At 74.6% G+C, this 16,759-nt stretch carries 15 protein-coding genes; 4 read left to right on the top strand and 11 right to left on the bottom strand.

The genetic code is table 11. From position 1 onward, the window contains the following. Positions 1 to 6 precede the first annotated feature (6 nt). Positions 7 to 966, top strand: a complete 960-nt coding sequence (locus D5H75_RS07615; RefSeq protein ID WP_119925609.1) for a hypothetical protein — start codon at positions 7 to 9, stop codon at positions 964 to 966. Between the two features lie 75 nt (positions 967 to 1,041). Here the strand turns inward: D5H75_RS07615 and D5H75_RS07610 are convergent, their stop codons facing one another. Together D5H75_RS07610 and D5H75_RS07605 are read right to left on the bottom strand one after the other, a co-directional pair. Beyond that, entirely contained in the window at positions 1,042 to 1,599 is a 558-nt protein-coding gene (locus D5H75_RS07610; RefSeq protein ID WP_119925608.1) for a type 1 glutamine amidotransferase domain-containing protein, read from the bottom strand. 283 nt (positions 1,600 to 1,882) lie between these two features. Further along, positions 1,883 to 4,000 (bottom strand): ATP-binding protein, encoded by a 2,118-nt coding sequence (locus D5H75_RS07605; protein ID WP_119925607.1) that lies wholly within the window; start codon positions 3,998 to 4,000, stop codon positions 1,883 to 1,885. Between the two features lie 133 nt (positions 4,001 to 4,133). On the opposite strand from D5H75_RS07605, the gene D5H75_RS41340 reads away from it, so the two are divergent. Then, positions 4,134 to 4,298: a hypothetical protein gene (locus D5H75_RS41340; protein WP_202637998.1), complete on the top strand. Its 165-nt coding sequence runs from the start codon at positions 4,134 to 4,136 to the stop codon at positions 4,296 to 4,298. 129 nt (positions 4,299 to 4,427) lie between these two features. Here D5H75_RS41340 and D5H75_RS07600 read toward each other — a convergent pair whose 3' ends face one another. The 3 genes from D5H75_RS07600 to D5H75_RS07590 all read right to left on the bottom strand — a co-directional run bounded on the left by D5H75_RS07600 (position 4,428) and on the right by D5H75_RS07590 (position 9,159). Further along, positions 4,428 to 5,342, bottom strand: a complete 915-nt coding sequence (locus tag D5H75_RS07600; RefSeq protein WP_202637920.1) for a proteasome assembly chaperone family protein — start codon at positions 5,340 to 5,342, stop codon at positions 4,428 to 4,430. A gap of 111 nt (positions 5,343 to 5,453) precedes the next feature. Beyond that, complete coding sequence (locus tag D5H75_RS07595; protein WP_119925606.1) at positions 5,454 to 6,305, bottom strand: ABC transporter permease; 852 nt, start codon at positions 6,303 to 6,305, stop codon at positions 5,454 to 5,456. Then, a complete protein-coding gene (locus tag D5H75_RS07590) occupies positions 6,298 to 9,159 on the bottom strand; it encodes an alpha/beta fold hydrolase (protein ID WP_119925605.1) in 2,862 nt (953 codons plus the stop codon). The genes D5H75_RS07595 and D5H75_RS07590 overlap by 8 nt, the downstream gene beginning before the upstream one ends. A gap of 110 nt (positions 9,160 to 9,269) precedes the next feature. On the opposite strand from D5H75_RS07590, the gene D5H75_RS07585 reads away from it, so the two are divergent. Further along, positions 9,270 to 10,403 (top strand): hypothetical protein, encoded by a 1,134-nt coding sequence (locus tag D5H75_RS07585; RefSeq protein ID WP_202637919.1) that lies wholly within the window; start codon positions 9,270 to 9,272, stop codon positions 10,401 to 10,403. Here the strand turns inward: D5H75_RS07585 and D5H75_RS07580 are convergent. Further along, positions 10,358 to 11,404, bottom strand: a complete 1,047-nt coding sequence (locus tag D5H75_RS07580; protein WP_242454046.1) for a copper resistance D family protein — start codon at positions 11,402 to 11,404, stop codon at positions 10,358 to 10,360. The genes D5H75_RS07585 and D5H75_RS07580 overlap by 46 nt on opposite strands. Before the next feature lie 279 nt (positions 11,405 to 11,683). Between D5H75_RS07580 and D5H75_RS07575 the strand changes: the two genes are divergently transcribed. Then, positions 11,684 to 12,154, top strand: coding sequence for an NUDIX domain-containing protein (locus D5H75_RS07575; RefSeq protein WP_202637918.1), 471 nt, complete (start codon positions 11,684 to 11,686; stop codon positions 12,152 to 12,154). A 7-nt stretch (positions 12,155 to 12,161) separates the two neighbouring features. On the opposite strand, the gene D5H75_RS07570 is transcribed toward D5H75_RS07575, so the two are convergent. From D5H75_RS07570 to D5H75_RS07550, 5 genes are all read right to left on the bottom strand, one after another. Further along, positions 12,162 to 13,082 carry a bifunctional helix-turn-helix transcriptional regulator/GNAT family N-acetyltransferase gene (locus D5H75_RS07570; RefSeq protein WP_119925951.1) on the bottom strand — a complete coding sequence of 307 codons (921 nt, stop codon included), beginning with the start codon at positions 13,080 to 13,082 and terminating at the stop codon, positions 12,162 to 12,164. A gap of 258 nt (positions 13,083 to 13,340) precedes the next feature. Next, positions 13,341 to 13,766 (bottom strand): MarR family winged helix-turn-helix transcriptional regulator, encoded by a 426-nt coding sequence (locus D5H75_RS07565; protein ID WP_119925602.1) that lies wholly within the window; start codon positions 13,764 to 13,766, stop codon positions 13,341 to 13,343. Positions 13,767 to 13,954: 188 nt separating this feature from the next. Then, positions 13,955 to 14,770: an SDR family NAD(P)-dependent oxidoreductase gene (locus D5H75_RS07560; RefSeq protein ID WP_119925601.1), complete on the bottom strand. Its 816-nt coding sequence runs from the start codon at positions 14,768 to 14,770 to the stop codon at positions 13,955 to 13,957. Continuing rightward, a complete protein-coding gene (locus tag D5H75_RS07555; RefSeq protein WP_119925600.1) occupies positions 14,767 to 15,771 on the bottom strand; it encodes an AurF N-oxygenase family protein in 1,005 nt (334 codons plus the stop codon). Before D5H75_RS07555 ends, D5H75_RS07560 begins: the two co-directional genes overlap by 4 nt. 27 nt (positions 15,772 to 15,798) lie before the next feature. Next, on the bottom strand, positions 15,799 to 16,473 hold the full coding sequence (locus D5H75_RS07550) for a TetR/AcrR family transcriptional regulator (protein ID WP_242454045.1): 675 nt from the start codon (positions 16,471 to 16,473) through the stop codon (positions 15,799 to 15,801). Between the last annotated feature and the right edge of the window lie 286 nt (positions 16,474 to 16,759).

The raw sequence follows: 16,759 nt of genomic DNA, 5'->3' as shown, positions 1-16,759 counted from the left end.
CACCTGATGCCCGCAGACACCACCAAGAAGAAGACGATCGGCCCCAAGACGGCGACCGGCGCGAAGAAGACGTCCTCCGCCGCCCGCGGGCCCGCCGCCCCGGACCCGGGTACGGCGGACGCCGCGGCGGCCACCCCGGCGGTGACCGAGCCCTCGGAGGGGGCGCGCGAAACGGCCGGGGACGCCGGCGAGGGCACGGCGCGGGCCACGCCCGTCCGGGAACGGGAGGAGACCGGAGCGGGGGAGGAGACCGGGGCGGCGGCCGAGGACGCGCCACGGGACGAGGCGGACGGGAAGACCGACGCCGCCGCGCCGGAGGAGGAGACCGCGGCGCGCGCCCCGGGCGGGCCGGGCGGCGGGGACGGCCGAGTGACCGCCGACGAGTCCCCGGGCCGGGGGCCCTGGGCGATGCGCGTCCTCGGCGTCGCGGTGGTGCTCGCGCTCGCCGCGACGATCACCACGGCCGTGATCCTGTGGCGGGAGAAGACCCGCCTGACGGACGAGAAGGACGCCCGCGCCGCCGTGGCGACCGTGGCGAGCCAGTGGGCGGACGTGCTCACGTCGTACGACTACAAGAACTTCCAGGCCACGAGGGACCGCGCGCTGGCCATCGCGTCACGGGACTACGCCAAGCCGCTCAAGACCATGCTGTCGGACCTGGAGGCCGTGGTCACCGGGCTCCAGGCCAGCGCGAGGAACGACGTCACCGACGTCATGATCGGCGGCGTGGACGACAACCGGGCGACGGCGATCGTGACCGTGGACTACGCGGTGACCAGCCCCAAGACCGGCACCCGGCGCGTGGACGACCTGTACCTGGAGGTCAAGCTGGTCCGCGAGAAGAACCGCTGGCTGGTCGGGGAGTCGAGCCACATCTCGGCGGGCAACGAGCAGGTGGTCAAGCCCGACGGCACGGTCGTCCCGGGCACCCCGACCCCCGCCCCGACCGCGTCCCCCGGGAACTGACCCCGCAGGCGCGCCCCGGACACGGCGGACGCCCGCGCCGTACGGCAGGCGGCGCGGGCGTCCGGGCGCGCCGCGTCACTTGGCGAAGGCGTCCACGGCGGCCTGGCAGAACGCCTTGAGGTCGCCGGGCTTGCGGCTGGACACCAGGGTCGCCGGGCCGGAGTCGTCCACGACGACCTCCTGGTCCACCCAGGTCGCGCCGGCGTTGCGCAGGTCGGTCCGCAGGCTCGGCCAGGACGTCATCGTGCGCCCGCGCACCACGTCCGCCTCGATGAGCGTCCAGGGGCCGTGGCAGATCACGGCGACCGGCTTGCCGGCGTCGACGAACGCGCGCGTGAACGCGACCGCCTCCGGGTCGGTGCGCAGGAAGTCCGGGTTCGCGACGCCGCCGGGCAGCACGAGCCCGTCGAAGGACGCCGGGTCCACGTCGCCGACGGTCGCGTCCACCTCGAACGTGTCGCCCTTGTCCAGGTGCTGGAACGCCTGGACGCGGCCGCTCCGGGTGGAGATGAGCCGCGGCGTGGCGCCGGCGTCCCTGACGGCCTTCCAGGGCTCGGTGAGCTCGACCTGCTCCGCGCCCTCGGGCGCCACGAGGAACGCGATCGTCTTCCCGGTCAGAGGCGTGTCCGCCATGATGTCCCCCTCTGTGGTTCAGGTCATGGACACGCCCCTTCCTGCCCGTGAACGCCCCGGCCTAACGGCCCGCCCCGCACGGCTCCCGCCGCTCCACCGGTACGGCGGGCCGCGGGCGGGCGGGCGGGGACCGGGCCGTGCCGGGAGGGCGTGCGCCGGCACCCGGGCGTGCGGCAGGAGGGGCGCGGGCTCAGGCCGTACGGGCGGCCCACGGCGTACGGACGGCCCACGGCGTACGGCGGCTCAGGCGGCTCGGGCGGGCGGGTCCGGGCGCGGGGAGGGGTCAGCCGGCGGGCTGGGGCTCGCCGGTGGCGTAGGTGATGGCGTCGTCGAGGGCGAGCTTGGAGCCCTCGGAGAAGGCGTGCTCGTAGCCCTGGTCGCCGAGGGAGTCGCGGCACTTGTTCTCGACGGTGCCGTGCTCCTGGGTGAAGAAGGGGGAGCCGAACAGCGGCAGCCCGAACGTCTGCCAGTTGGCCTGGGCGGCGCCCAGCAGCCGGGAGGCGCGGTCGGCGTCGCCCTCCTCCAGCGACAGCCAGGCCAGCGCCTCGATGCCGAGCACGCTGCCGACCACGTCGTGGAACCGCCGCTTGATCCGCAGCGACTCGCGGGCGTTGTGCGCGGCGCCCTCGACGTCGCCGAGGGCCCGCTGGGCCAGCGCGAGCGCGTAGCGGGCGTAGGAGCGCAGCCACAGCTCGCCGCGGTCCTCGCACAGGGACAGGCAGTCGCGCAGCAGGGGGACGGCCTCCTGCGGCTCGTCCCGCGCGGTGAGGACGAGGGCGAGCTCGACGATGGCGGGCAGCAGGCCGGGGTTGAGCTTGCGCTCGGTGCCGGGGGAGGTGCCGTGGAACTCGATGGCCGCGCCGAGGTAGGCGCTGGCGCGGGGCAGGTCGTTCTGGAGGAACGCGACGGTGCCGCGCATCTTCGTGGCGAAGACCACGGCCGAGGCGTCGCCGATCTGCACCCCGTCGGCGGTGCACTCGTCGGCGGCGTCGATCGCGGCCTCGAAGTCGCCCTGGGCGCTGGCGAGGTAGGAGCTGACCCACAGCGCCTTGCAGCGCTCGGGGCTGGGCTGCCGGCAGGCGTTGAGCGCGCGGTCGAGGTAGTGGCGGCCCTCCTTGGGCAGCCCGCAGGCCATCCACAGGAACCAGAGGGCGGCCAGCATGTCGAGGGCGTGCTTCTCCTCGCCCGGGGTGTTGAGGGAGAAGTCGAGGGAGGCGCGCAGGTTGGCGTGCTCGCGGCGCATGCGGGCGAACCAGATGATCTGGTCGGGCCCCGACCAGGCCTCCTCGGCCTGCTTGGCCAGCCGCATGTAGTGGTCGCGGTGGCGGCGGTGCATCGCGTCGGTCTCGCCGAGCTGCCCGAGCCATTCGGCGCCGTAGTCGCGCAGCGTGTCCAGCAGGCGGTAGCGCCGCTCCCCGGCGCGTTCCTCGCTCAGCAGCACGGACTTCTCGACCAGGCCGGTGAGCAGGTCGAGGAGCTCTCCCGGGGGCACCTGGTGGTCGCAGCAGACCTGCGCGGCGGCCTCCAGGTCGAAGTCGCCCGCGAACACCGCGAGCCGCGCCCACAGCAGCCGCTCGGTCGGCTCGCACTGCTCGTGGCTCCACCCGACCGCGCCGCGCAGCGTCTGGTGCCGGGGCAGGGAGGTGCGGCTGCCGCCGGACAGGACCGCGAACCGGTCGCCGAGCAGGGTGCGGATCTGCTCGACGGACAGCACGCGCAGGCGCACGGCGGCCAGCTCGATCGCCAGCGGGATGCCGTCCACGCGGCGGCAGATGTCGGCCACGGTCTCGGCGTTGGAGGCGTCCACGGTGAAGCCGGGGGAGACGGACGCGGCGCGCTCGGCGAACAGGCGCAGGGGGTCGGAGCCGATCAGCTCCTCCAGCGGGGCCCCGGGCGGGGGGACGTCCCACGGGGACACGACGAAGGCGTGCTCGCCCGGGACGTTGAGGTGCTGCCGGCTCGTGGCCAGCACGCTCACGCCGGGCGCGGACCGCAGCAGCCGGTCCACGATGGAGGCGCAGGCGGCCACGAGGTGCTCGCAGGTGTCGAGCACGAGCAGCATGCGCTTGCCGGCCAGGGACTCCACGAGGAACTCGGCCTCGGTGCGCGGGGAGCTGTCCACCAGGCCCAGCTCCTCGATCATCGCGTGGGCGACGAGGGCGGGGTCCTGGAGCCTGGACAGGTTGACGAGCCAGACGCCGTCGGGGAACTCCTCGCCCATCGAGGCCGCGGCCCGCAGCGCCACGCGCGTCTTGCCGACGCCGCCGATGCCGGTCACGGTGACCATGCGGTGCTCGCGGATGAGCCTGGTGAGGGAGGACAGCACTGGGGCCCGCCCCACGAAGCTCGTCAGCTCCGCGGGCAGGTTGCCCTGTCTACGCCATCCAGCAGGGGCTTCCATGACCGCCTCAGGGGGTCGCATCCGGCCCGGATCCGCCCGGCCCGCCGTGTGGGACGGCCGCCGCGCATTGGCATCGTACCCGTCCGCCTGCCGCGTTGTTCCCCGTCCGGAGCCGAAACTACAATCATCTGACGTGATTCACATCAACGGCCCCGACGACGACCGGGTAGTGGACCTGCACGACGACGGCCTCCCGGTCCTGCCCGACCAGACCCTCGACGACACCGACGCGGGCTGGGGCGAGCACGCCCAGGACAACCTCGAACGCCTCCTCGAGGACCGGCCGCCGCACTGGTAGACCCGGGCGTGCCCGGGCCCGGAGCGTGCCGCGGCCCGGGGGTGGGAACGAACGCGCCGGCCATGCGGCGTCCCCTCACATCGTGACGGGGCGTCGCATGGCCGGCGCGTGCCGGTCCCGGGCCGCGGGTCAGGCCTCGGGGTCGCGCTCGTCCTGCTCGGCGAGGAAACGCTCGAACTGGGCGGCCAGCTCGTCGGCCGTGGGGACCGGGGTGGCCTCGTCGGCCAGGAGGCTGCCGCGCACGTCCGCCCGGTTGTAGGCGTCGTACTGCTGCTCCAGCCCCTCGACCGCGGAGGCGATCTCGGGCGAGGCCGCGATCTGCTGCTCGATCTCGCTCTGGGTGCGCTCGGCCGCCTGCCGCAGCGCGTCGGTCGGCAGGACCAGGCCGGTGGCGAGGCTGATCGACTCCAGCGCCGTCAGCGACGACTGGGGGTACTCCGCCTGGGCCAGGTAGTGCGGCACGTGGACGGCGAAGCCGATCGCGTCGTGCCCGGCCTCGGCGAGGCGGAACTCCAGCAGCGCCGGGGCGCTCCCGGGGACCTGCACCTTGCCGCCCCACGGGCGGTACTCCGACACCAGGTCCTTGCGGGTGCCGTGCGCGGTCACGCCGAGCGGGCGGGTGTGCGGCACGGCCATCGGGATGCCGTGGAACGTCACCACGAGGCCGACGCCGAGCCGTTCGACGACGTCCTGCACGGCCGCGGCGAACCGCTCCCACGCGCGGTCGGGCTCGGGCCCGGTGAGCATGAGGAACGGCGTGCCCGCGGAGTCGTGCGCCAGCCGTACGACCAGCTCGGGCGCGGAGTACTCGGACCAGTGGTCCTCGTCGAAGATCATCATCGGCCGGCGGGAGCGGTAGTCGAGCAGGCCGTCGACGTCGAAGCGCGCCACGACGCGGTGGTCCAGCGTCGCGAGCAGGTGCTCGGTCGCCAGCCGCCCGGCCGCACCCGCGTCGACGAAGCCGTCGAGCTGGACCAGCATCACCGGAGCGTCCAGCTCCGGCACGTCCGCCTCGAACTCGTAGAGATCGCCCGGTTCACGCACGCTGATCCAAACCCTCCCCTGGACAGGCCTTTACCAACGGCAACACCATATCCCCGCCCCGCATTCCGCCCGCCCGCGTCCACTTCGGCGGCGCGCTCCGGGCCCGGCGGGTCACGACACGATGTCGCGGCGCTGGAAGCGGCGGAAGGCGAGCGCGATCAGGACGACGGAGTAGGTCAGGGACACGGCGACGCCCTTGATCATGCCGTCCCAGGTGATCTCCGGGGCGAGGGCGTCCATCCAGGCGAGGTTCCAGTAGGTGGGCAGGACCTCGCGCCAGGAGCCGAGCGCCTCGACCGCCTCCAGGATGTTGCAGATGATCACCAGGCCGACCGCGCCGCCCACCGCGCCGAGCGGGGAGTCGGTGCCCACCGACAGCAGGAACGCCAGACCGGCCACCACGAGCTGGCTGACCAGCGCGTAGCCGACCACGATCGCCAGCCGGGGCAGCGCGTCGGCCGCGGGCACGAGCTGGCCGGTGCCCGGCAGCCGGATGTCGTTCCACCCGAACGCCAGCGTGCCCGCGAGCAGCGCCATCAGCGGCAGCACGAGCACGGCCACCGCCGAGTAGCCCAGCGCGACGATCAGCTTCTGCCGCAGCAGCCGGGCGCGGGGCACCGGCGCGGCCAGGAGGTACCGCAGCGAGGACCAGCTCGCCTCGCTGGCCACCGTGTCGCCGCAGAACAGCGCCACCGCCACCACCAGCAGGAACCCCACCGACACGAAGAGCGTGAACGCGGCGAAGTTCAGCCCGCCCTGCGTGGCCATGTCGGCCAGGCTCGGCGTGTTGTCCCGCTCCTGCTCGCCGCCGACCATGAACGCGACCGCGAGCACCCACGGCAGCCCCAGCAGCAGCCCGAACATCGCCAGCGTGCGCCGCCGCCGGAACTGCCGCACGATCTCCACCCGCAGCGGCAGCGTCCGCCGCGCGCTGTAGCCGGGGGCCGCGGTCCGCTCACTCATCGCGTTCTCCGATCAGGGTCAGGAAGGCGTCCTCCAGGCGGCGGTTCGGCGTCACCCGGTCCACCGGCACCCCGGCGCCGACCAGCTCGGCCACCAGGAGCGAGGCGGGCGCCGACCCGAGCCGCACCAGGACGCCGCCGTCGGCGAGCTCGGCCCCGTCCACGCCGTCCACGCCCTTGGCCACCTCGCGGGCGCGCTCGGGGTCGGGCGTGCCGACGAGGACGCCCGCGCCGCTCCCGACGATCTCCGCGACCGGCCCGGCGGTGACGAGCCGCCCGCGGTGCATCACCACGACGTGGGAGCAGGTCTGCTCGACCTCGGCGAGCAGGTGGCTGGAGACGATGACGGTGCGGCCCCCGGCGGCGTACCGCAGCAGCACGTCGCGCATCCCGCGGATCTGCGGCGGGTCCAGCCCGTTCGTGGGCTCGTCGAGGACCAGCAGGTCGGGCAGGCCCAGCATGGCCTGGGCGATCGCGAGCCGCTGCCGCATGCCCTGGGAGTAGGTGCGCACGGCGCGGCCGAGCGCGTCGCCCAGGCCGGCGATCTCCAGCGCCTCCGCGAGGTGCGCGTCCTCCGCCGGGCGGCCGGTCGCGCGCCAGTACAGCTCCAGGTTGTCGCGCCCGGACAGGTGGGGCAGGAACCCCGGCCCCTCGACGAACGAGCCGAGCCGCGACAGCACGGGCACCCCGGGCGCGACCGCGTGACCGAAGATCCGGATCTGCCCGGCGTCGGGGTGGATCAGCCCCATCAGCATGCGCAGGCTGGTCGTCTTGCCCGCGCCGTTGGGCCCGAGCAGGCCGAGGACCTGCCCGCGCTCCACCCGGAACGACAGGTCGTCCACCGCGAGCCGGCCCCCGGAGTAGCGCTTGGTCAGGCCGGAGATCTCCAGCGGCACGCCCGCCAGCGCCGGGTCGGGTGCGGCCGGCGGCCGGGTGCGCCGCCGTACGCCGGCCAGGATGAGCGCGGCGAGCAGGAGGGCGGCCGGGGGAAGCGCCCACACCCACCAGGGCGGGCCGGTGCCGGGGCCGCGCAGCGCGGGCGCCAGCGGCAGCGTGATGTCGGGCGCGGCCAGCGCCACGCGGTGCACGCTGGAGGCGGCCGGGGTCGCGTAGCCCATGTCGGAGGCGGCGACCACCAGTCGCACCCGGTGCCCCGCCTCGAACCGGTGGTCGATGGCGGGCAGCCGCACCTCGGCCTCGCCGCCCGCCCCGGTGATCCGCATCGGCGCCGCCAGGCCGTACGGCAGGCGGGGGCCCATCGGCCCGACGTCGTAGACCTTCGCGAACAGGACGGCGCCGGGCGGCCCGGAGACGCGCACGCGCACCGAGGGCGAGCCGGTCACGTCGACGGACTCCGGCAGCGGCGCGGACTCGAACACCGCGGCCTGCCCGGGCATGTCCAGCGACAGGCCCAGGTCGCCGCCGCCGGACAGCGCCGAGCCCAGGCCGGGCAGTGAGGTGATCGAGGCGGGCGCGCCGCCGGGCGGGTTCGCGATCGCCTGCTCGGGCCCGGCCAGCCGCACCTTCCGCGCCGCCGTGCCGGACAGGCCCGGGTAGCGGGCGGCCTCGGCCACCGTCAGGACGCGGCGGCGGGTGCCGGGGTCGCGCCCGCCCTGCCGCGTCACCTCGAACCCGGGCGTGCCCGCGCCGGGCCCCCCGGCCAGGCCGTGCGGGGAGCGGGCCGGCAGGAGCCAGCGGTCGAACCAGCCCACGGTCAGCTCGTGCAGCCGGTCGGCCTCCCCGTCGCCGCCGTCGTGGCCGCCGTCGAACCAGACCACCTTCGCCGGCCCGTCCACGAGCGCGGCGTTGCGGTCGGCGTGATCCAGCGGGAACAGCGAGTCGTTGAGCCCCTGGAGCAGCAGCGTCGGCACCTTGATCCGGCCCGGGTAGGCGGACGGGCTGGACCTGCGCAGCATCGCCACGGCCTCCGGCGTGGGCCGGCCGGTCTCGGCGACCTTCTGGTAGATCGCGCAGATCTCCGGCAGGAAGCGCCCGCAGCGGACCCGCTCGTCGGTGGCCGCGCCGCCCGGCCTCGCGCCGCCGGGGCCCCGGGACGGCCCGGGCGGCGCGGGCGAGGCCGAGGGGGTCGTGCCCGCCACCGGTCCCGAGCCCTCGGAGCCGGACCGCATCCGGTCGGACTCGGTCGCGCCGCCGGAGCCCTCGCCCGCGCGCCCGCCGGTCAGCAGCGCGGTGTCGGGGGTCACGCCGCCGGCCCCGAAGAACACCCCGGCCCACATCTTTTTGAACACGCCCGCGTCGGCCGGCCCCGCGGCGTTCGGGAAGAGCGCGTCCGCCAGGTCGTTCCATGTGATCGAGGGCACGAGCGCGTCCACGCGCCGGTCGTGCGCGGCGGTGAGCAGCGAGATCGCGCCGCCGTACGACGCGCCGGCCATGCCCACGCGCGGGTCCCCGGGCCCGTCCAGGCGCACCTCGGGCCGCCCCGCCAGCCAGTCGATGAGCCGCCGCACGTCCCTGACCTCGTGGTCGGGCGAGTTGAGCGCGATCTGCCCGGTGGACCGCCCGAACCCGCGCGCCGACCACGTGAGCACGGCGTATCCCGCCCGCGCCAGCCGTACGGCCTGCGCCCGCACGCTCTCCTTGCTCCCGCCGAACCCGTGCGCGAGCAGCACCGCGGGGCGCCGCCCGGACGCGTCCGGGGCGTAGAACGTGGTGTCGAGCGACACCGGCCCGCCGCCGCGCGGCCCGGCGGGCACCTCGATCCGCTGGGCGGCCGAGCGCACCGGCGTCTCCCGCGCGAGCGCCACCCACCCCGCCACGGCCACGACGGCCAGCGCCAGCGCGGCGGCGACGGCGCGGCGGCGGGTGCGGAAGATCCAAAGCAGCGGCCCCTTCATAGGGGTGACCCTACGCGGCGGACCCGACACGCTCCTGAGAACCTTCTCAGGGAGATCCCGGATTGCGTGCCCAGGGCCTGGACAGGCATCATTCGACGGTGATAACCGCGGTGAAAGCGCAAGTCCTCCGATTCTTCCGGGACCACTGGTCCCGGGGGGAGCCCGGCCGGTCCCTGCCGGCCGACATGCTCCGGTTCGCCTACACGGTGTGGCTGGTGGCGCTGGCGTTCAAGGTGCTCGGCTCGTCCTGGGACGTGTCGTGGCACTTCAAGTGGCTCCGGGACGACCTCGCGCCCCCGCATCTGCTGAACACCGTGGGGACCGTCATCGCGGTGGTCCTGACGGTCATCCACGGTTACACCGGCTACGGCGGCGACAAGGCCGCGATCCGGCTCATCCAGTGGGGGACCGGCGTGTTCCTCGTCGCGGTGCCGCTCGACCTGGTCAACCACGCGGTCAACGGCCTGGACATCACCTCGTGGAGCCCGTCGCACATCCTGCTCTACCTCGGCACCGCGCTCATGATCGCGGGCCTGATCCGCGGCTGGTTCCTCACGAGCGAGCCCGGGCGCGTGCGCACCCTGGTGATGACGGCGCTGTTCATCTTCTTCCTGGAGAACACGCTGTTCCCCAACCAGCACCAGGAGTACGGCGTGCGCGAGATCGCCTCGTGGGACCGCGGCGCGCCGTACGCCGAGCCGCAGCTCCTGGACTTCGCCGCCGACCAGCTCGGCCGGCCGGTGGACCGGGACATGCTGGTGGCGTTCTCGCTGCCCGTGCCGACCTGGGTCTACCCGGTGTGGGCGGGCGTCGCGGGCGTCATCGTGCTCGTGGTCGCGCGCCGGATGATCGCCCGCCCGTGGGCCGCGACCACCGTCGCGGGCGTCTACGTGGCCTACCGCGCGCTGATCTGGCCCATCCTGCTCGGGATCGACTTCCCTGAGTCGGCCGTGCCGTTCTACCTGCTGCTCGCGGGCCTGGCGGTGGACCTGGCGTTCCGGCTGCCCGTCCCCGGGGCGGCGCGGGTCGTGGCGGGCTCGCTGCTGACCAGCGGGGCCGTCTACGGCGGCATCCTGCTCCAGGACCGGCTCGCCGACGCCCCGCCGATCTCGGTGGCGTCGATCGCCGCCACGGCCGTGCTGCTCGCGGCGGCGTGGGCGCTGACCCTCTGGTACGGCTCGCGCCTGTCGGCGGGGCTTCAGCCGGTGATGGGCGCGCGGGTCAGCACGACCGCGAGCCCGTAGGCCAGTCCCATCACGGTCGCCTCGGCCGCGGCCCAGGCGACCAGGGCGGTCGTGCGCTCCTGGACGATCAGCGGGATCAGCCGGAACCTGATCCGCGCCCCGAGCAGGGCCACGCCGACCAGGCAGAGGGTCTTGGCGATGACGAGCTGCCCGTAGCCGCTGGTGAACAGCGAGCCGGGCAGCTCGGCGCCCTCGGTGAGCCAGATCTGGACGAGCCCGTTGACCAGCCCGGTCACCGTGGCGACGCCCAGGCAGACGGTCGCCACCTTGGAGTACCGGGGGAGCGCGAGGGCCAGCAGGCTCTTGCGGGGGGCGACCAGGACCGCGATCGCCACGAGCCCGCCGGTCCACGCGGCGGCCGTCATGACGTGCAGCTCCATCGAGATCATGCTGTAGTCGTGCCAGTACCAGTCGGCCGCGTGGCCGGTCACCGGCAGCGGGAGCAGCCCGAACAGCGCCGTGACGATCCGCAGCTCGGCCGGGACGTGCTCGCCGAACCGCACGGCGAGCCGGCCCACCCCCGCGCACACGAGCGCGAAGAAGGCGCTGAACAGCAGCCCCTTGCCGGCGCTCACCTGGTCGACGTAGGTCCAGATCGCCGCGGGGGAGACCCCCGAGACCTCGGCGCTCTGGAGCACCACCGCGATCAGCGCGCACGCCGCCCACACCAGCGACAGCCGCACGGCCCAGGGGCGGGCGATCCGCATGACCGGCTCGGTCCGGTCGGGCCGGTCGAAGCCGAGCATCTTGGACAGCAGGCTCAGGCCCACGACCATCATCGCCGCCAGGTCCAGCAGCACCCGCACGACCGGCAGGCCGTGCCGTACGACGGGTCCCGGCTCGGGCAGGCCGGGCACCGGCGCGGGGGCGGTCAGCGCGGTCCCGGCCAGGGCGCCGGCCACGGCCGCGGCCACCAGCCCGCCGACGAGCAGTCGGCGGCCTCGCGGCGGCGGCGCGGGGGTCTCGGGCGGGGCGGCGTTCTCGATGACGGGGGCGCTCACGGGGCTCTCTCAGAGGATCTCAGGGGTCGCGGAAGGTCTCAGGGGTTGCGAAGGTCTCAGGGGTTACAGAAGGCGTCAGGGGTTCTCGGAAGGTTCTCGGGCAGGCGGGAGTCACGTGCGGAACACGGGAAACCCTCGCCAGTCTGCCACGCCCGCCCCCGCGGGCTCGCCCCTCCGCCGCCGCGCCGGTACGGCGGGGCCGCGCATTGTCTCACGAAGTTTTACCCCTTTTTTCCGTCGCTCCTTGATTCCTGCGCCGGGATGAGGAGGATTGCCATCGTGACTGATGCGCGCGCGGAATCCGCGGAATCCACGGAGATCATCGCTCGGGCGGTCGTCGTCCGGGGCGGCAGGCTGCTGGTGGCACGTCAGGTGGGCGACGAATGGTCCTTCCTCCCCGGCGGGCACGCCCGCCCGGGGGAACCCCTCGCCAGCGCCCTGCGGCGGGAGCTGGCCGAGGAGCTCGGGGCGGTGGTGACCGAGTCCGAGCAGATCGGGACGGTGGAGTACGCCTACTCCGACGCGGACTCGGGCTCGCACCTGGAGGTCAACCACGTGTTCGACGTGACCCTGGCCGGGGCGGACGAGGAGCTGGTCTCGCGGGAGGCGCACCTGGAGTTCGCCTGGATCCCGATGGAGGAGCTGGCCGAGGCGCGCCTGCGGCCCGAGCCGCTGAAGCACGCGCTGAAGTCCTGGTGGTGGACGGGCCGCCCCTTCTGCGTGGGCGTGCCCGCGGGGAAGGCGTCCTAGCGGGAGGTCACAGGGCGAGCGTCCAGTACTGGCCGACGAGGTCCGCGCCGAAGCTGCGGTGCGGTTCCGCCCTGGTCAGCTCGAAGCCCGCCCGCTCGTAGATCCGGCGGGCGTCGGTGAGGCAGTCGTTCGTCCAGAGCACCATCCGCTCGTAGCCCGCGCCCCGGGCGAAGGCGACGCACTCGTCCACGAGGGCGCCTCCCAGGCCGAGTCCCCGGCGCGCGGGCTCCACGAGCAGCAGCCGGAGCTGCGCGGTGCTCTCGTCCTTCTCGACGCAGAACACGCAGCCCGCGGGCTCGCCGTCCACCTCGGCGATCCAGGCCGCGTCGCGCCCGGGCCTGGCGCCCGCGGCGAAGTCGGCGACGATGCGGGCGACCAGGGCCTCGAACGTGGCGTCCCAGCCGTACTCCTCGGCGTAGAGCGCCCCGTGGCGCTGCACGACCCAGCCGAGCTCGCCGGGCCCGGGGGCGCGCAGCTTGACGTCGGGGGCGGGCGGGCGGCGGCCCCGCAGGACGTCCCTGATCGTGGCCATGGCGCCGGTCAGCCGCCGCCGGTCCTCCTCGGGGAGCGGTTCGATCAGGCGTCCCACCTCCGCGGCGCTGCGCTCGTCGAGGGTGCGGTAGACCTCGCGGCCGGTCCGGGTGAGGCGGATGACCTGCCGCCGCGCGTCGCCCTCCGACCGCTGCCGCGCCACCAGCCCGTCGGCCTCGAACCGCGCGAGCATCCGGCTGAGGTACCCCGCGTCCAGCCCGAGCCCGGCGCGCAGCGCGACCACCTCGGTCTCCGGCCGCTGCCCCAGCTCGAACAGCACCCGCGCCTCCGCGACGGAGTACGGCGTGCGCAGCAGCCCGGCCTGCAGCACGCCGATGATCTGGGTGTAGAAGCGGGTGAACTCCCGCACGGCGGTCACCGTCGCCACGTCCCGCATGACGGCCTCCATTTCGTTGACAAAGTCAAAGATATGCCCGGCGGGCCCCCGCGCGCCAGGGGTTCGGGCCGGAAAGCGCGGGAGCCGTGCCGGCCGCCGGCCCGGAACGGACCGGCGGGCGGGGTGGCCGGGACGTCGGGGATGGCCGGGACGAGGACGGGTCAGGTCGGGGTGGGGTGGGGCCGGGGCGCGATGAGGGCGGGGCCGGTGCCGGGGCCGCCGGGCCGGGGCGGCGGTGCCGGGGCGGGGCCGGGGCCGTCAGGCGGGGACGGGGGTGAGCGCGGTGAGGGCGGCGACGACGGGGGCCAGGCGCGGGTCCCGGGCGGCATCGCCGAGGGCGGCCTCCAGGGTCTCGGCGTAGGTGGGGGCGGCGGCGGCCTGGCGGGCGCGGCCCTCGGGGGTCAGGACGGTGTAGACGCCGCGCCGGTCCAGGGGGCACAGGTCGCGCCGGGTGAGTCCGGCGGACTCCAGCCGCGCCACCAGGCGGGTGACCGAGCTCTGGTTGAGGCCGATGGAGTCGGCCAGCTCCTGCATGCGCAGCTCGCCGTCCTCGGCCGCGGAGAGCCGGCACAGGGCGCGGAACTCCGACAGGCCGATGCCGTGCTGTCGCTGGAGCGCCTTGGCCAGGTCGTGCTCGACCCTGGCGTGCAGCGCGACGACGTGGTCCCAGACGTTGGTCTCCACGGTGCCTCCTCGAAATCCGGCCCTCCAGTCTATTCGCGATCAACCTCTGTATGCGCATGCAAACCAGGGCCGGGTGCACGCGCGGGAGCCGCCGCGAGACGATCGCGGCGGCTCCCGTCGTACGGCGGCGCGCCGGCGGCGGCGTGTCCGCGGCGGTGCCTCAGCGGTGGCGCCTCAGCGGCGGCGCCTCAGCGGGGGCGCAGCATGCGGCGGGCGGCCAGGGAGGCGACGCGGGCCGCGGCCGAGGGCGACAGCCGTACCCCGCGCCAGGCCGCGCGGCCGGACGCCGGGGCCACGATCAGCGCCCGGTCGCGGGCGAGGCCGCGCATGACGTCGCGGGCGAGGGCGTCCGCGTCGTACAGCCGGCGCTGGACCTCGATCGCCGCCTCGCGCGCGTGCTCGCCGATCTCGGTCTTCGGCAGGTCCGGGTTGGCGTTGCGCAGCAGCGGCGTGTCCACGAACCCCGGGCAGACCACGTGCACCTTCACGCCCCTGAGCGCGGCCTCGGCCCGCAGCGCCAGGCTGAGCCCGACCACCGCGTGCTTGGTCGCCGTGTAGGGCGCCATCAGCGGCGCGGGCACCAGCCCGGCCAGGGACGCGGTGTTGACGATCCGGCCGCGGCCCTGCGCGACCATGATCGGATACGCCGCGTGCACGCCGTGGACCACGCCGCGCAGGTTGACGTCGATCGCGCGGTTCCAGTGGTCGAGCGTCAGCTCGTCGGTCGTCCCGCCGACCGCGATGCCGGCGTTGTTGAAGACCAGGTCCAGGCCGCCGTTCTCGGCCGCGACCCGGTGGTACAGCTCGGCCACGGCGCCGGCGTCGGTCACGTCGAGCCGCGCGGCGGACACGGCGCCCTCGGCGGACAGCCGCTTGGCCGCCCGCTCGGCGCCGTCCCCGTCGATGTCGGCGACGGTGACGCTGGCGCCCCGCCGTACCAGCTCGTGGGCGAGGGCCAGGCCGATGCCCGAGGCCCCTCCGGTGACGATCGCGCTGCGGCTCACGCGGCGGCCTTCGCGGCCCGCCCGGCCCTCACGGGCTCGTCCCAGATGCCCATGGCCTTCCAGACCCGCTTGCTGACCACGCCGACCAGGCCGAGCTCGACGCACAGCTCGCGGGTCTTGCCGACGGAGTCGCGGATCTCCTGGTACGCCTGCGGGTTGTTCCGGTAGACCTCGTCGACGACGGACTTGGGGATCTTGAAGTAGCGGATCATCGAGCCGGGCGGGGCCAGCATGATCCGGGCCATGACGCCGAGCACGATCGGGGCGATCACGCCGAGCAGGAAGCGCCGGTGGCGCGGCATGCGGGGCACGCGGCGGCGCAGGTAGTGGCGGGCGAAGGAGATGTGCCGCGCCTCCTCGGCGATGTGGATCTGCATGATCGTCTTTTCCAGCGGGTGCTCGATGTGGCCGCTCTTGAGCAGCTTGCGCTGGACGTGGTCGATCGGGTCCTCGCCGCCGAGCACGAAGATGAAGAACAGCTCGGTGGAGATCAGCGGGATCCACGGGCTGACCTGCGCGATCAGGCTCAGCGGGCCGGGCATGCCGCGGATGGGGAGCTTCGTACGGTTCACGAACTCCTGGAACATCATCCCGTGATGTCCCTCTTCGATGGTTTCGTGGTAGACGTACCGGAACTCCGGCCGGCCGTTCGGCAGCCGGTACGCGTAGTTGAGCAGGCCGCGCTTGAGCAGGTTCTCGAACTGCAGGCCGATCTTCATCGCGGTCGCGACCCGCCACAGCGCGATGCGCGACCGCGTGGCCTGGTCCTGCGCCAGGAACCACGGGTGCTCGGCCAGCCGGTCCAGCGGGGGCATCTTCCAGCGCGGGTCGTCCTGGCGGACCTGGTAGTCCGGGTCGTCCCAGGGGATGTCGACGTAGGGGTCCCAGTTCTTCTCGACCGACGCCTTCGACAGGCGTTCGACGACGGAGACGTACGCCTTCTTCTCCGCGACCTCCTTGTCGCGTTCGTGGTCCGTGACTGCGTTGGGGGGCGGTGTCATCGGTCTGGACTCCTCGGTGCGCGTGCGTCAGTCAGGGAGAGCCATGTGGTCCCCGGCGGGCGGGCGCCCCGCGGGGGGATTCGGGATCAGCTGCGCGCCGATCGCCTTGATCTGGGCCAGCACCGCGGCCTGGTGGCCGTGGCGGTCGCCGTCGGCGCCGTGCTGGAGCGCGAGGCCGGCCATCAGGGCCAGCACGCCGCGCAGCAGCACGCCCGCGACCTCGGGCGGCAGGGTCCGGGGGAAGAGCCGCTCGAAGGTCTGGATCGTGATGTCCGCGACGCGGTCGTGGATGTCGGCGCACAGCGCCTTGAGCTCGCCGTCGGTGCGAGCCGCGACGCTCAGCTCCAGCAGCGCCGCCGCGTTCGGCGTGCGGAAGATGTCCCACAGCAGGTCGAGCGCGCCCTCGGCCCCGCGGCGCTCGGGCGGCAGCCGCGCGAACGCCTCCTCGAACTCCACCCGGTGCCGGTCGAGCATGTGCTCGACCGCGGCCCCGACGAGCTCGGCCTTGGTCGGGAAGTGGTGCTGCTGCGCGCCCCTGGACAGCCCGGCCCGCCTGGCCACCTCGGTGGTGGACGTGCCCGCCCACCCCAGCTCGGCCAGGCACTCGGCCGTCGCCGAGAGCAGCCGCGCCTGCGTCGCCGCCCGGCGTTCCTCCTGCGTGCGCCGGGGACGGGCCACCCCCGGCGCCGTGGTAGTAGCCACGTTCGCCACGCTAGAACCCCACCAACATGCAATCAAGCCTGCTTGTATGTGGCCTGCACCACAATTGTATTCCGCATCCAATAGCGGCGCCAGGCCCCCGGGAACCCCTCGCCGCGCCGCCGGGCGCGCGGTCCGCCCGGCGGGGCGCGAGGACGCGGACCGTCGGCGGCGGAGGCGCCCGCGGGCGGGGCGTGAGGGCGCGAGGGCGCGGACGGTCCGCGGGCGGGGCGTGAGGGCGCGAGGGCGCGGACGGTCCGCGGGCGGGGCGTGAGGGCGCGGACGGCCG

The sequence above is a fragment of the Bailinhaonella thermotolerans genome (genome assembly GCF_003594875.1).
Lineage (GTDB): Bacteria > Actinomycetota > Actinomycetes > Streptosporangiales > Streptosporangiaceae > Bailinhaonella > Bailinhaonella thermotolerans.
This window is presented reverse-complemented; position numbering and strand designations above follow the sequence as displayed.